Source organism: Achromobacter semiaridum, assembly GCF_053543755.1.
Genome location: NZ_JBLVOL010000070.1, coordinates 107,888 through 123,006, shown reverse-complemented (window position 1 = coordinate 123,006; position 15,119 = coordinate 107,888). Strand labels below are relative to the sequence as shown.

General features: G+C 66.6%; 12 protein-coding genes. 10 read left to right on the top strand and 2 right to left on the bottom strand.

Annotation, left to right across the window (positions count from 1 at the left end):
- The 9 genes from ACNPP0_RS19520 to ACNPP0_RS19480 all read left to right on the top strand — a co-directional run.
- Nucleotides 1-799: MraY family glycosyltransferase (locus ACNPP0_RS19520; protein WP_448706765.1), on the top strand; the 799-nt coding region annotated here is incomplete at its 5' end.
- A 99-nt stretch (nt 800-898) separates the two neighbouring features.
- Entirely contained in the window at nt 899-2,176 is a 1,278-nt protein-coding gene (gene tviB / locus ACNPP0_RS19515; RefSeq protein WP_332610888.1) for a Vi polysaccharide biosynthesis UDP-N-acetylglucosamine C-6 dehydrogenase TviB, read from the top strand.
- 10 nt (nt 2,177-2,186) lie between these two features.
- Nucleotides 2,187-3,212: an SDR family oxidoreductase gene (locus ACNPP0_RS19510; RefSeq protein WP_332610889.1), complete on the top strand. Its 1,026-nt coding sequence runs from the start codon at nt 2,187-2,189 to the stop codon at nt 3,210-3,212.
- A gap of 1 nt (nt 3,213) precedes the next feature.
- Complete coding sequence (gene murJ, locus ACNPP0_RS19505; RefSeq protein WP_332610890.1) at nt 3,214-4,563, top strand: murein biosynthesis integral membrane protein MurJ; 1,350 nt, start codon at nt 3,214-3,216, stop codon at nt 4,561-4,563.
- A complete protein-coding gene (locus tag ACNPP0_RS19500) occupies nt 4,564-5,706 on the top strand; it encodes a glycosyltransferase family 4 protein (protein WP_448706764.1) in 1,143 nt (380 codons plus the stop codon).
- A 44-nt stretch (nt 5,707-5,750) separates the two neighbouring features.
- Nucleotides 5,751-7,682 (top strand): asparagine synthase (glutamine-hydrolyzing), encoded by a 1,932-nt coding sequence (asnB, locus tag ACNPP0_RS19495; RefSeq protein WP_332610894.1) that lies wholly within the window; start codon nt 5,751-5,753, stop codon nt 7,680-7,682.
- Nucleotides 7,683-7,685: 3 nt separating this feature from the next.
- Nucleotides 7,686-8,801 carry a glycosyltransferase family 4 protein gene (locus ACNPP0_RS19490; protein ID WP_448706763.1) on the top strand — a complete coding sequence of 372 codons (1,116 nt, stop codon included), beginning with the start codon at nt 7,686-7,688 and terminating at the stop codon, nt 8,799-8,801.
- Nucleotides 8,798-9,955, top strand: a complete 1,158-nt coding sequence (locus ACNPP0_RS19485; RefSeq protein WP_332610898.1) for a glycosyltransferase family 4 protein — start codon at nt 8,798-8,800, stop codon at nt 9,953-9,955. Before ACNPP0_RS19490 ends, ACNPP0_RS19485 begins: the two co-directional genes overlap by 4 nt.
- Complete coding sequence (locus tag ACNPP0_RS19480; protein WP_448706762.1) at nt 9,952-11,094, top strand: glycosyltransferase family 4 protein; 1,143 nt, start codon at nt 9,952-9,954, stop codon at nt 11,092-11,094. The genes ACNPP0_RS19485 and ACNPP0_RS19480 overlap by 4 nt, the downstream gene beginning before the upstream one ends.
- Nucleotides 11,095-11,123: 29 nt before the next feature.
- On the opposite strand, the gene pgi is transcribed toward ACNPP0_RS19480, so the two are convergent.
- A complete protein-coding gene (gene pgi / locus ACNPP0_RS19475; RefSeq protein WP_448706761.1) occupies nt 11,124-12,677 on the bottom strand; it encodes a glucose-6-phosphate isomerase in 1,554 nt (517 codons plus the stop codon).
- Nucleotides 12,678-12,685: 8 nt separating this feature from the next.
- Nucleotides 12,686-14,077 (bottom strand): phosphomannomutase/phosphoglucomutase, encoded by a 1,392-nt coding sequence (locus ACNPP0_RS19470; protein WP_332610901.1) that lies wholly within the window; start codon nt 14,075-14,077, stop codon nt 12,686-12,688.
- A 320-nt stretch (nt 14,078-14,397) separates the two neighbouring features.
- On the opposite strand from ACNPP0_RS19470, the gene ACNPP0_RS19465 reads away from it, so the two are divergent.
- The gene (locus ACNPP0_RS19465; protein WP_448706760.1) at nt 14,398-15,027 is read left to right on the top strand and encodes a BPTD_3102 family carboxylase-like protein; all 630 of its coding nucleotides are present in this window, start codon (nt 14,398-14,400) and stop codon (nt 15,025-15,027) included.
- Nucleotides 15,028-15,119: the final 92 nt, after the last annotated feature.

Here is a 15,119-nt window from a genome sequence, read left to right as displayed (position 1 = left end):
GCGGGCGGCTTTTCTGTCGGCGGCGATTGCCTGGTGGCTGCTGGGCGGCGTCAGCCGGGTCGGCATGGCGCCTGTGGATTACGTGCTGTCGTACTGGCCCGTATCCCTCTTGTTCACCATGTTTGCCGTGGGCGGCTGTACCCATGCGCTGAACATCGTTGACGGCATGAACGGCCTGGCCGGCATGGTCGCCACGCTGATGGCAGTGTCGATCAGCCTGGTGGCCCTGCAAGTGGGCGATGTGCCCATCTTCATGATCGCCGCCGCACTGGCATCCGCCACGCTGGGTTTCCTGGTCTGGAATTTTCCGTTCGGCCGCGTCTTCCTGGGCGATGGCGGGGCGTACTTCCTGGGCTTCATGCTGGCTGAGCTGGCCGTGCTGCTGGTGGTGCGCAATCCGTCGGTGTCGCCGTTCTACGCGCTGGCCGTGTTGTTCTACCCCGTCTTCGAAACCGGTTTTTCGATCTGGCGTCGCCGCTTCAAGCGTGGCGTGCCGGTTGACCAGCCGGATGCGCTGCACTTGCACCAACTGGTGTTCCGCCGCCTGGTCCGCGTGACCTTCAGCCGTGGTCGCCGCCATGCCGTGCCGGCGCTGTGCAACGCGATGGCGTCGCCCTACATGTGGGTGCTGGCGCTGATCGGCCTGGTGCCGGCCACCATCTGGTGGGACAACGCGTGGGCGCTGGGCGCCAGCCTGCTGGTGTTCGCCAGCGTCTATGTCTGGCTGTATGCGCGCCTGGTGTCGTGGCGCCGTCCCGGCTGGCTGCTGCTGCCGTCCGTTTTGAAGACCTCGGATTAAGAGTTGAGCGCCCCGGCGATCACCGCCGGGGGCTCGTTAGTCATTGATCACCCGACCATATTTAAGATGCCGTAAACGTTCTACGGTGAAGGGAGAGTTATGTTGCAAATTCAGGATGTGAAACTTGCTGTCGTGGGCCTGGGCTATGTCGGCCTGCCCCTGGCGGTGGAGTTCGGCAAGAAGCGCTCGGTCATCGGGTTCGATATCAATACGCGCCGTATCGACGCTTTGAAGGCCGGCCACGACCACACGTTGGAAGTCAGCGACGAAGAGTTGGCCGAAGCCGCTCAGCTGACCTACACCGCCGACCGCGCCGAACTCGGCAAGGCAAACGTGTTCATCGTGACCGTGCCCACGCCCATCGACGAATACAAGCAGCCCGACCTGACCCCGCTGGTCAAGGCCAGCGAAACGATCGGCGCCGTGCTCAAGCGCGGCGACATCGTCATCTATGAATCCACCGTGTACCCCGGCGCCACCGAAGAAGACTGCGTGCCCGTGCTGGAACGCGTGTCGGGCCTGAAGTTCAACGTGGACTTCTACGCCGGCTACAGCCCCGAGCGTATCAACCCGGGCGACAAGGATCACCGCGTCAGCACCATCAAGAAGGTCACGTCCGGCTCGACGCCCGAAGTCGCCGAACTGGTCGACCAGCTGTACAAGCAGATCATCACCGCCGGCACGCACAAGGCGTCCAGCATCCGCGTGGCCGAAGCCGCCAAGGTGATCGAGAACACGCAGCGCGACGTCAACATCGCGCTGATCAACGAACTGGCCCTGATCTTCAACAAGATGGGCATCGACACCGAAGCCGTGCTGCAAGCGGCCGGCACCAAGTGGAACTTCCTGCCGTTCCGTCCGGGCCTGGTCGGTGGCCACTGCATCGGCGTGGACCCGTACTACCTGACCCACAAGGCGCAGTCCATCGGCTACCACCCCGAGATCATTCTTGCCGGTCGTCGCCTGAACGATTCGATGGGCGGCTACGTGGTGTCGCAGCTGGTCAAGTGCATGACCAAGCAGCGCATTCATGTGCAAGGCGCGCGCGTGCTGGTCATGGGCCTGGCCTTCAAGGAAAACTGCCCCGATCTGCGCAACACCCGCATCGTGGACATCGTTGGCGAACTGCGCGACTACAACGTTGACGTGGACGTCTACGACCCGTGGGTCGACCCGGAAGAAGCCGTGCACGAATACGGCCTGACCCCCGTGGCCAAGCTTGAAGAAGGCAAGTACGACGCCGTGATCCTGGCGGTGGCGCACAACCAGTTCAAAGCCATGGGCGCCGAAGGCATCCGCAAGCTGGGCAAGCCGCAACACGTGCTGTACGACCTGAAGTACGTGCTGTCGCCCGCCGAATCCGACCTGCGTCTGTAAGGATTCCGCCATGACCACGCGATTTGAAACCATCAAGCAAGAACTCACCGCCCAGCCGCGCAAGTGGCTGGTGACCGGCTGCGCCGGCTTCATCGGCTCGAACCTGTTGGAAACGTTGCTGAAGCTGAACCAGACCGTGACCGGCCTGGACAACTTCGCCACTGGCCACCAGCGCAATCTGGATGAAGTGCGCGACTCGGTGTCGCCCGAGCAGTGGGCGCGTTTTTCCTTCGTGGAAGGCGACATCCGCGATCTGGCCGCCTGCCAGCGCGCGACCGAAGGCGTTGATTTCGTCCTGCACCAGGCCGCTTTGGGCTCGGTGCCGCGTTCGCTGAAAGACCCGATCACCACCAACGAAGTCAACATCGGTGGCTTCCTGAACATGCTGGTCGCCGCGCGCGACGCCGGCGTGAAGTCGTTCGTTTACGCGGCCTCCAGCTCCACCTACGGCGACCACCCGGCCCTGCCGAAGGTAGAAGAGAACATCGGCAAGCCGCTGTCGCCCTACGCCGTCACCAAGTACGTGAACGAACTGTACGCCGACGTGTTCGCGCGTTCGTACGGCTTCGAGACCGTGGGCCTGCGCTACTTCAACGTGTTCGGCAAGCGCCAGGACCCCGATGGCGCCTACGCCGCCGTGATCCCGAAGTGGACCGCCGCCATGATCAAGGGCGAAGACGTCACCATCAACGGCGACGGCGAAACCAGCCGCGACTTCTGCTTCGTCGACAACGCGGTGCAGGCCAACCTGCTTGGCGCGATGGCCTCGCCCGAAGCCCGCAACCAGGTCTACAACGTGGCCGTCAGCGGCCGCAGCACCTTGAACGACCTGTTCGGCTTCCTGGTCACGGCGCTGGGCAACCAGAACGTCAACTACGGCAAGAAGCCGGTCTACGCCGACTTCCGCGCCGGCGACGTGCGCCATTCGCAGGCCGACGTCAGCAAGGCCGGCCGTCTGCTGGGCTACGTGCCGTCGCACACCGTGCTGCAAGGCCTGGAAGTGGCCATGCCCTGGTACACGCAATTCCTGCGTTGATTTGAAAGCACTCGTCCGCAAACTCGGCAACATCCACCCGGACCACCAGCGCATCTTCAAGGGCGCGTTCCGGGTGGCGGTGTTCCTTCTGCTGGGCAAGGCCGCCGGCGCCATCAAAGAGATGGCGGTGGCGTACCGCTACGGCGTCAGCGACGCCGTGGACGCCTACCAATTCACGATGACCATGGCCACCTGGCTGCCGGTCACCATCGTGGGCGTGCTGTCAGTGGTGCTGATCCCCGTGCTGGTGCGCCTGCGCCGGGCGGATGATGCCGAGCGCGACCAATTCATCAAAGAACTGCAAGGCTGGGTCGCCGCGGCCGGTGTCGCGCTGGCGATAGCCACCTGGTTTGCCTGGCCCTACGTCGTGGACGCCTTGGGCAAGGGCTTGCCCGAACGCGTGCGCGGCATGACGGGTGACCTGCTGGTGGCCTTTGCCCCGGTGTCCGCCTTGCTGCTCGTCGCGGGCATCAGCGCCGCGCGCCTGCGCGCGCACGAACGCCACGTCAACACCTTGCTGGACAGCGTGCCGGCCGTGGCCACGCTGGCCTGGGTCATGCTGGCCGTCAGCGCCGACGGCGTGGGCCCGCTGCTGTGGGGCACCTTGGTGGGCTACGCCATCCAGACCGTCTGGCTGGCCTGGCTGGCCGCGCGTGCCGACGGCGGCTTCTGGGGCGCGCCGCGCCTGACGCTGCGTTCGCCGCACTGGCCCGAACTGATGGGCGCGGCCGGCGTGATGCTGATCGGCCAGGTGGCCATGAGCTTTGTCGGCCCGCTGGACCAATACGCCGCCGCCAACCTGGGCGCCAACGCCAACGCCACGCTGGGTTACGCCAGCCGGCTGCTGTCGTTGCTGCTGGGCATCGGCGCGGTGTCGGTCGGGCGCGCCGCGTTGCCCGTGCTGGCCGATGTGCAGGCGCGCGGCGATACCGACCGCGCGCGCAGCATGGCACTGAAATGGTCTGTGCTGATGGTGGGCGCGGGCGCGGTGGCCGTGGCCATCGGCTGGGTGCTGGCACCCTGGGGCGTGTCCGTGCTGTTCCAGCGCGGCGCCTTCACCGCCGAGAACACCGAGGCCGTCGCGCATGTATTGCGCTGGGGCCTGTTGCAACTGCCTTTCTATTTTGGCGTGTTGATCCTGGTGCAATTGCTGGCCAGCCAGAATCGCTACCGCATCATGGCCGCCATCGCCGTGGCCAACTTCGCGCTGAAGGCCGTGTTGAACACCGTGCTGGCACCCAAGATGGGCGCGGCCGGCATCATGCTGGCAACCAGCCTCATGTATGTGCTGTCCTTCGCCTGCTACCTGGTGGTGGCGATGCGCAAGGCTGAACCCAAGGAGGCCGATTGAATGTCGCAAGCCGACTCCGGACGCGCGCTGCGCGTGCTGCTGTTTATCCATTCGCTGCATGGCGGGGGCGCTGAACGCGTTGCCGCCGACCTGAGCGCGCACTGGGCCGGCATGGGCCGCGAAGTCATGGTGGTCACGCAGGCCAACGCCGACGACGACGTCTACGCGCTGCACCCCAAGGTGCGCCGCGAAGTGCTGAACACGGCGGGCGAGGGCGGCGGGCTGCGCGGCATCTGGAGCAACGTGCAACGTGTGCGTGCGCTGCGTCGCGTTATCAAGGCGTTTCGCCCGGACATCGTGCTGGGCATGATGACCACGGCGTCCGTGCTGTCCGTGCTGGCCGCCTCGGGGCTGGGATGCCGCGTCATCGCCACCGAACACACCCATCCGCCGTCGCAGACCCTGTCGGGCCTGTGGCAGCGCCTGCGTCGCATGACCTATCCGCGCGCCGCCCGTGTGGTGGCGTTGACTCGTGGCACGGCCGACTGGATCGAGCGCCACGTGCCGGGCTCGCGCCTGGCCGTCATCCCCAACCCGGTGCATTGGCCGCTGCCGCGCGCCGAGCCCATGCTGGCGCCCAGCCCGACGCCTGATCGCAAGCGTCTGCTGGCCGTGGGCCGTCTGCACGCCGCCAAGGGCTTTGACCTGCTGATCCAGGCCTACGCCACGCTGGCGCCGTCGCATCCGGACTGGGATCTGGTTATCCTGGGCGAAGGCCATGAACGCGGCGCATTGCAGGCACAGATCGACCAGGCAGGGCTGGCCCAGCGCATCTCGATGCCCGGCCGCGCCGGCAACGTGGGCGACTGGTACGACAGTGCCGACCTGTACGTGCTGACCTCGCGCTTTGAAGGCCTGTCCAACACCTTGCTGGAATCCATGGCCAGCGGCTTGGCGGCCGTGTCGTTCGATTGCGATACCGGCCCGCGCGAGATCGTGCGCGACGGGATCGACGGCGTGCTGGTACGGCCCAACGGCGATGTGCCGGCGCTGTGCAAGGCGTTGTCCGAAGTCATGGACAATGACGCAAGGCGCCAGCGGATGGCGCAGGCGGCAACCGATGTGCGCGACCGTTTTTCGGCCGCGCGCGTGTTGCAGCAATGGAAAGAACTTTTTGACGGCGTGCGCGAAACGGGCCGCTAGGCCCTGCGGCACGCCGTTGCTACGGTGACCACGAGAACCTCATCATGTGTGGAATAGTCGGAATTTGGGGCCCCATCGGGAACAAGGAACGGTTGCTGGCCGAGAGCTGCCGCCGCATCCGCCATCGCGGGCCGGACAGCAACGGCTTCTGGGAGGACCCGGAAGCCGAAGTGGCCCTGGGCCACGTGCGCCTGGCCATCCTGGACCTGACCGAAGCCGGCCACCAGCCCATGACGTCCGCTTGCGGCCGCTACGTGATGGTGTTCAACGGCGAGGTCTATAACCATATGGACATCCGCAAGCAGCTGGAGCAATCGGCACTGGCGCCCACCTGGCGCGGCCATTCCGATACCGAAACGCTGCTGGCCGGTTTTACCGCGCTAGGCATCGAAGCCACGCTGCAAGCCGCGGTCGGCATGTTCGCCATCGCGCTGTGGGATCGCGCGTCGCGCAAGCTGATGCTGGCGCGCGACCGCATGGGCGAAAAGCCGCTGTACTACGGCTATACGGGCGCCGAACTGGTGTTTGCATCCGAGTTGAAGGGCTTGATGCCCATCCCCGGATTCGGCCGCGACCTGAATCGCAACGCGCTGGCCTCGTACATGCGCCACAACTACATACCCGCGCCGCAATCCATCTACCAGGGCATCAACAAGCTGCCGCCGGGAACGTGGATCGAATTCACCGCCGACGACACCCGTAGCCGCCGCATGCCGGAACCGCGCGTGTACTGGTCCGCCCGCGAAGCCGCCGACGCGGCGGCGCGCGCGCCCTTGTCCTTCGGCACCGACGCGCAAGCCGCCGAGGCGCTGGAAGGCGTGCTGTCCAAGGCGGTCGGTGGCCAGATGCTGTCGGACGTCAGCTTGGGCGCGTTCCTGTCTGGCGGCATCGATTCGTCGACCATCGTGGCATTGATGCAGGCGCAAAGCGCCAAGCCCGTGCGCACCTTTGCCATCGGCTTTCACGAAAAAGGCTATGACGAGGCGCAGCACGCCAAGGCCGTTGCCACGCATCTGGGCACCGATCACACCGAGCTCTACGTGACCGCTGACGATGCGTTGGCGGTGGTGCCCTCGCTGGCCGATATGTACGACGAACCGTTCGCGGATTCTTCGCAGATCCCGACGTCGTTGGTCACCAAGATGGCGCGCCAGCACGTCACCGTGGCGCTGTCCGGCGACGGCGGCGATGAACTCTTCGGCGGCTACTCGCGCTATTTCCGCGTGAATAACTGGTGGCAACAGTGCGAGCGCGTGCCCGCGATGCTGCGCAAGCCGGCCGGCGCGCTGCTGTCCGCCTCGGCTCAACTTCCCGGACGCGGCGCCTGGCGCGGCAAGGTCGGCAAGCTGGGCGAGCTGTTGCGCACCGACTCGCGCGGGGATTTCTATCGCCACTTCGTGTCGTACTGGCCGGAGCCGTCGCAGGTAGTCAAAGGCGGCGTGGAGCCCGTGTCGGAATTCGCGCGCGACATGCAGGGCTCGACCTTCGAAGCCATGATGAAGCTGGACACGGTCACGTATCTGCCGGACGACATCCTGGTCAAGGTTGACCGCGCCGCCATGGCCGTCAGCCTGGAAACGCGCGTGCCGCTGATCGATCACCGCGTGTATGAATTTGCCTGGAGCCTGCCGCATCAATACAAGGTGCGCGGCAACACGGGCAAGTGGCTGTTGCGCCAGGTGCTGCATCGCCATGTGCCGCAGGCGCTGGTGGACCGCCCCAAGCGCGGCTTCGCCGTGCCGCTGGCCGCCTGGTTGCGCGGCCCGCTGCGCGAATGGGCCGATGCGTTGCTGGACCCCGCGCGGCTGCGCCAGGAAGGCTGGTTCGAGCCCGAACCGATCCTGCGCAAATGGCGTGAACACACGTCGGGCCATCGCAACTGGGACAGCCACCTGTGGGGCGTGTTGATGATGCAAGCCTGGCTGGATCGTTATCGTGCAGCACCGGATCAAGGGGGAACGATTGGGAGTCGTTGACGTATGAGAATTCTGATGTTGGTCAGTTCCATGCACGCGGGCGGCGCCGAACGGGTGGCCGCCACGCTGGTGAATGCATGGGCCGAACGCGGGGACACCGTCACGTTGACGCCCACTTATTCGTCCAAGGGCACCTGCTTTTATCCGTTGTCCGACAAGGTACAGCTGGCTTGGCTGGCGGACATCGCCGGCACCCGCGCCTCGGGTGCGATGGCGGCGTTCAAGCGTTTGATGGCCTTGCGCAAACACATCCGTGACACCCAGCCCGATGTGGTCGTGTCATTCCTGACCAACGTGAACGTGGCCGCCATTTTGGCCACGCGGGGCCTGGGCGTGCCCCTGATCGTCTGCGAACGTACCAATCCCGTGGCCGAGACCACGACGGGCAACGTGTGGCGCAAGCTGCGCCGGCTGCTGTATCCGCGTGCCGACATGGTGACGGTGCAGGCCGAAGACACCGCCGGCCCGTTCTCGCGGCAGGTGCCGGGCATCAAGCGCCTGGCAGTGATTCCCAACCCCTTGCCCGCGCCCTTGCTGGAAGCACCGCGCGTGGTGCAGCACGACGGTGACGGCCCGCGTGAACTGCTGGCCATGGGCCGCCTGGTGACCGACAAGCGCTTTGATTTGTTGATCGACGTCTTTGCGCAGCTGGCGCCCGCGCATCCCGACTGGAACCTGCGCATCTGGGGCGAAGGCCCTGAACGCGCGGCGCTTGAAGCGCAGGTCGCCAAGTTGGGCCTGCAAGCGCGGGTCAGCTTGCCGGGGCGTACCGAAACCCCCTGGGAAGAACTGGCGCGCGGTCAGGCCTTTGTGCTTAGCTCGCTGGTGGAAGGCTTTCCCAACGTGCTGCTGGAAGCCATGTCGCTGGGCCTGCCATGTGTGGCCTTCGATTGCCCCAGCGGCCCACGCGAAATGACGCGCGATGGGCAGGACGCCCTGTTGGTGCCCACCGGCAACCGCGATGCCTTGCGCGACGCCTTGCAACGCATCATGAGCGACCCGCTCTTGCGTCGCCAACTGGGCGATCGCGGCGCGTCCGCCGTACGCCAGCGCTATGCGCTTTCCAGCGTGCTGTCGGAATGGGACGAACTGTTCGACGCGGTGCGGGAGGGGCGATGAGCACCCCGGCATTACATGTGCTGCACGTGATCACCGGCCTGGGGCAGGGCGGTGCGGAATCCGTGCTGCTGCGTCTGGCCACGTACCGGGACGCGGGTGTGTCGCACACCGTCGTGTCCTTGACCGACGAAGGCATCTACGGCCAGCGCCTGCGCGATGCCGGCGTCGCGGTGCATGCGTTGGGCATGAAGCGCGGCCGCGTCAGCCTGGGCGGTTTCATGGCGCTGCGCCGCCTGATCGCCGACACGCGTCCCGACGTCGTGCAGACCTGGATGTATCACGCCGACCTGATCGGTGGCCTGGCCGCGCGGCTGGCCGGCGTACGCGCCATCGCCTGGGGCATCCGCAATTCCGGCGAACACCTGGAACGCAGCAGCCGCTCGGCGCGCATCGTCTTGCGCGCTTGCGCGCTGTTGTCGGGCAGCGTGCCGCGCGCCATTGTGTGCGCGGCGCAGAACGCCGCCGAACGCCATGCCGAAAAGGGCTACCGGCGCGACCGCATGGTCGTCATTTCCAACGGCTATGACCTGTCGCGCTACGCGCCGGACGCCCAGGCCCGCACGCGCATGCGCGCGCAATGGGGCTTATCCGAAGACGCGCCCGTGATCGGCAGCGTGGCCCGCTGGGACCCGTTGAAAGACCACGCCAACCTGCTGCGCGCCGTGGCCGCGCTGGTGCGCGACGGGCGTGACGGCGGCTTGCGCTGCGTGCTGGTCGGGCGCGGCATGACCGCGGACAACCCCGAACTGCTTGCCTTGATCGACAAGCTGAACCTGCGCGACCGCCTGATCCTGGCCGGCCCCAGCGACGACGTGCCCGCCGTGATGAACGGGTTGGACCTGCATGTGCTGTCCAGCTGCGCCGAGGGCTTTCCCAATGTGGTGGCCGAGGCCATGGCGTGCGGCGTCTATTGCGTGGTGACCGATGTGGGCGACGCCGCCTACATCGTCGCCGACACCGGCGTCGTCGTGCCGCCCGAGCAGGCCGAAGCGCTGGCGCGCGGCATCGAAACCGCGCTGTGCGATGTGGCCGCGCGTGGCACGGGCCGCGCCGGGGAAGCCGGCCGCGCGCGCGTGCTGGAAAACTTCGATCTGGCACGCATGGTGCAACGTTACACCGCCGTATGGCGCCGTATTTCTGGAGCCAAGGCATGAGCCGCCGCCTGATGTTTGTGGTCAACAATCCCGCGTTTTTCATGTCGCACCGCGTGCCGGTGGCGCTGGCGGCGCAGCAGGCGGGCTATGACGTGCACGTGGCCACGATGGACGGCCCGGCCGTGGCCCACATCCAGGCGCTGGGCATGACGCATCACGCCATCCCCATGACGCGCAGCGGCAAGCATCCCTTGCAGGAACTGGGCACGTTGCGCGCGCTGGTGCGCCTGTTTCGCCGCGTGCGCCCGGACGTGGTGCACCTGGTGACGATCAAGCCGGTGCTGTACGGCGGCATTGCCGCGCGGCTGGCGCGCGTGCCGGGCATGGTGGCGGCGATCTCGGGGCTGGGCTTCGTGTTCCTGTCGAACTCCCTGAAGATGCGCCTGGTGCGCGCCGTGGTGGCGCGTCTGTACCGCGTGGCGCTGGGCCATCCGAACAGCCGCGTGATTTTCCAGAATGCCAATGATCGCGACCTGCTCAAGTCCCTGGGCGCGGTGCGCGACGAGCAGGTTGTCATGATTCGTGGCGCGGGTGTTGATCTGGACGCCTATCGCGCGTCGCCCGAGCCGTCGTCGCCGCCCGTCGTGGTCACGATGGTGGCGCGTTTGTTGCGCGACAAAGGCGTGCGGGAGTTTGTCGACGCGGCATCGCTGCTGCGCGAGCGCGGCGTGCCCGTCACGATGCAACTGGTGGGCGGGGTGGATGCGGGCAACCCCACGTCGGCCACGCAAGAAGAGGTGGAGGCCTGGCAGCGCGAGGGCGCGGTGCAAGCGCTGGGCGAACGTTCGGATATTGCTGAGCTATACGCCGCCAGCCACATCGCCGTGCTGCCTTCATATCGCGAAGGGCTGCCCAAATCGCTGATCGAAGCCGCGGCCTGCGGGCGCGCGGTGGTCACGACAGACGTGCCCGGTTGCCGAGACGCCATCGACCCCGGCAAGACCGGCTTGCTGGTGCCGGTGCGCGATGCCGCATCGCTGGCGGACGCCATCGCGCGTTTGGCACAAGACGCCGCGCTGCGCCAGGCCATGGGTACGGCCGGGCGGGATCTGGCCGAACGCGAGTTCGATATCCGCCAGGTTGCGCGCGTGCATGTTGAGCTGTACGACGCGCTGGGGCGGCGCGCGGCTGGCGGCTAGCCGTAGGCTGCCGCCGACGCGCTGTCCGCCTACTGCCGCCGCGCGATCGCGTCGATCCAGAAACGGGTCGACGGGTCCTGCTGGCTGGGCTGCGGCGAATCGAGTTCGCGCATGATGCCCTTGGCCAGCGCCTTGCCAAATTCCACGCCCCATTGGTCGAACGGGTTGATGCCCCAGATCACGCCTTGGGTGAACACCTTGTGTTCGTACATCGCCAGCAACGCGCCCAACGTGTAGGCCTCAAGCCGCGGCAACACGATCAGCGAAGACGGGCGCCCGCCCGGATGAACGCGGTGTTGCGCCAGCCATCGCGCGCGCGCCGGATCGCTTTCGGTGGCGGACGTTTCCGCCAGCGCCTCGTCAAGGGATTTGCCGCGCAGCAGCGCCGAGCGCTGCGCCAGGCAATTGGCTATCAGCAGTTCGTGGTGACGCGCGTAGGCGTGATCCGGCTGTTCGCACAAGATGAAATCCACGGGTGCACCCATCGCGTCCTGATGCATCCATTGGAAAAAGGTGTGCTGGCAATCGGTACCCGACATCCCCCAGATTGCGGGGCCGGTGGGCACGCCAACGGGGCTGCCGTCAGCCGTTGCCACCTTGCCCAGCGACTCCATTTCCAACTGCTGCGCCCACGGCACCAGGTGATACAGCCGTGAGTCGTACGGCGCGATGACCAGCGAGTGATAGCCCAGCACGCTGCGGTTGACGACGCCTGCCAGCGCCATCTGCACCGGCGCGTTGTCAGCCAGCGGCGCCGTGCGGAAATGTTCGTCCATGGCCGCCGCGCCTGCCAGCAACTGGTCAAACGCGTCGTTGCCCAGCGCCAGCGCGATGGGCAAGCCGATGGCGGACCACAACGAATAACGGCCGCCCACCCAGTCCCAGATCTGGAAGATGTGATCGGGCAGGATACCCAGGTTCAGCGCGGCTTCCACGTTGGCGGTAATCGCCACCACTTGCTTGATCGGGTCCGCCACGCCGGCTTCGCGCAGCCAGTTCATGGCCACTTCGGCGTTGGCCAGCGGCTCGGTCGTGGTGAACGATTTGGACGCGACGATGACCAGCGTGTCGTGCGGGTCCAGGCGGCTCATGGCGTCGGCGACGGAATGCGAATCCACGTTCGATGCGAATCGCACTTCGCGCCGGCCGCCGCCATGACGCAAGGCGCGCGTCACCAGGCGAGGCCCCCAGTCGCTGCCGCCGATGCCCAGGTGCAGGACGTAGCCGTAGCGGTCGGCACGATCGGCTTCGCGTACGAATTCGCGCAGCCGGTCGCGTTCGGCTTGCACCACCTTCGCCACGGGGGCGGGCGGGTTGGGCGCGCGCAGGGCGGTATGCCAGGCCGCGCGGCCCTCGGTCCAGTTGGCGTGGCCCCCATCGAACAACAAGGCGCGGGCGGCGTCAAAGTTCTGCTGCGCTAGCAGCGCTTCAGACGCCGCGTGCAGCGCCGGCGAATGCGGCTGGGTGCTCAGATCCAGCCGCAGGCCCGGCGCGTTGATGACCCTGAGCTGCTCGCCGCGCAAGGGCGCGGCCTTGGCCGCTGCCGTAAATGGTTGCCAGGCCGGGCTGTTGGATAGCGACATGGACGCAATCAGAACGGCAAAGTCGCTTCTGGCGCGAGCTTGCCCAGTTCGCGTCGGAAGTCGGCCTGGATGCGTGCCAGCGCCTCGGGGTTTTCCGCCTCGAAGCGCAGCACGACAACGGGCGTGGTGTTGGACGGGCGGGCCAGGCCGAAACCGTCGGCGTATTCCGCGCGCACGCCGTCGATGGTGATGACGCGGCGGGCGTCGGGGAACTGGCCGTTGTCCTGCAAGCCCTTGACCAGGGTAAAGGGTTGGCCTTCTTCCATTTCCAGCTTCAGCTCGGGCGTCGAAACGTCCTGCGGCAATGCTTCCAGCGGTGCGCAGGCGTCGGCCTGGCGCGATACGATTTCAAGCAGGCGCGCGCCGGTGTACAGGCCGTCGTCAAAGCCGTACCAGCGTTCCTTGAAGAAGATGTGGCCGCTCATTTCGCCGGCCAGCGGCGCGCCGGTTTCGGCCAGCTTGGCCTTGACCAGGGAATGGCCCGTTTTCCACATCAGCGGAACGCCGCCCGCGGCTTCCACGGACAGCCCCACGTGGCGGCTGCACTTGACGTCGTAAATGATGGTGGCGCCGGGGTTGCGGTCCAGCACGTCGCGCGCGAACAGCACCAGTTGGCGGTCCGGCCAGATGATCTGACCGGATTTCGTGACGACGCCCAGGCGGTCGCCGTCGCCGTCAAAGGCCAGGCCCAGCTCGCAGTCGGTTTCGGCCACGCACTTGATCAGGTCTTGCAGGTTCTTGGGTTCGGCCGGGTCCGGGTGGTGGTTGGGGAACGTGCCATCCACCTCGCAGAACAGTTCTGTCACTTCGCAGCCCAGCGCGCGGAACAGCTGCGGCGCCACCGCGCCGGCCACGCCGTTGCCGCAGTCGATGGCGATCTTCATGGGGCGGGCCAGCTTCACGCCCGAGGCCACGCGCGCAATGTAAGCGGCGACCAGGTCCAGCTGGCGGCGCACGCCGGCGCGTTCAGCCGGGGCCGAGGGTGCGCCGTTCATGGCGGCGCCCAAGGCCTGTACCTCGTCGCCATACAGGGCGCGGCCGCCCATCATCATCTTGAAGCCGTTGTACTTGGGCGGATTGTGGCTGCCGGTGATGGCCACGCCGGACCCGGTTTGCATGATGTTCGCGGCAAAGTACACCAGCGGCGTGGGCACCATGCCGACATCCAGGGTATCGACCCCGCCTTCCAGCATGCCTTCCTGCAAGGCGTCGGACAGCATTTCGCTGCTGAGGCGGCCGTCGCGGCCCACCACCAGGGTCTGCACGCCTTCTTCGCGTGCGCGAGCGGCCAGCGCCACGCCTAGCGCGCGAGCGAACTTTGCATCGATCAGGTCCGGCACGGTGCCGCGAATGTCATACGCCTTGAAGACGGAAGCGGGAAATTGCGTGTTGTTGCCCACGACGATTCCTTGAAGAAGAAGGTTGCAGCGCTGGTTTTGATGGGCCTAGTGGTAAACCCGTATATCAAAACCCGACCGGGTTAAGCAAGAAAAGTGAATTATCCCCCATCGGCGCATGCGCCTCATCCGACGGGAGCAGTAGGGCGTCTTAAGGGTGGCGCCCGCCCTGAAATGGTGCGTAGCACGTAGCGTGCCGCTTTGATCCGGTGCGCGGGCGGGGTCGGTGGGCATCTGCTACGGGCTGCGGCGGCATGGCCCACAAATTGCTTGTCATGGGAAGGTGATACGCTTGCGCTGCAAGCAGAAAGACGGGAGGGGCCATGGGTGCCAAAGTTTCTACTGTGATGTCATCGGGGGGCGCCAGCAGCCGGCGCGGTCCTCCCACGGACTATGCCGGGCCGGCCGCGGGCCGTGAGCGCCGGCTTGATATCCATGTATTTGTATCCGAGACGGGCGAAATGGTTGCCGGCCGCGCGTGGGAACGCTGCGTCTGGCGCGAGGCCCGCGTGCTGATCGCCGAATGCCCTGCGCCGCATCTTCCATCATCCATCGAAACCGCGTTGCGCACGATTGCCACCGAGGTCGCCCGAGACCGCAACTGGCAGGGCATGGGCGCCGTGGCGTTTTGCCTGGACGACCGCAGCGGCGTGTTCCGCGTGATTGGCGCCGAAGCGCAACCGCATGCCGGCTCCATCGTGGCCAGCCCCGACGCCGTCGGCGCGCATGCGCTGGAAATGCGTATCGACGGCTGCGTCGACCGTCGCTTGCCCTGCACCCGCCTGCTGGTTTGCGGCGACACGCGGGGCGAGGCCTTGCGCCGCGCTTACCGGGCGTTGTCTGAAATGCCCGGCCCGGCCGGCACCGACCGCGCCTTCCTCATGAACCGCATCGCGTCGCGCGCCTATTGTTCGGGCCTGACGGGCACGCGGCTGGATCAGGCCGTCGGCTAGCGCGGCGGCGCTTCGGCCCCGCGCCCGAAACCCTGCTTCAGTCATCGGGGCCGAACCCCTACAATAGCCCGCACATCCCTAGACCCGTGGCG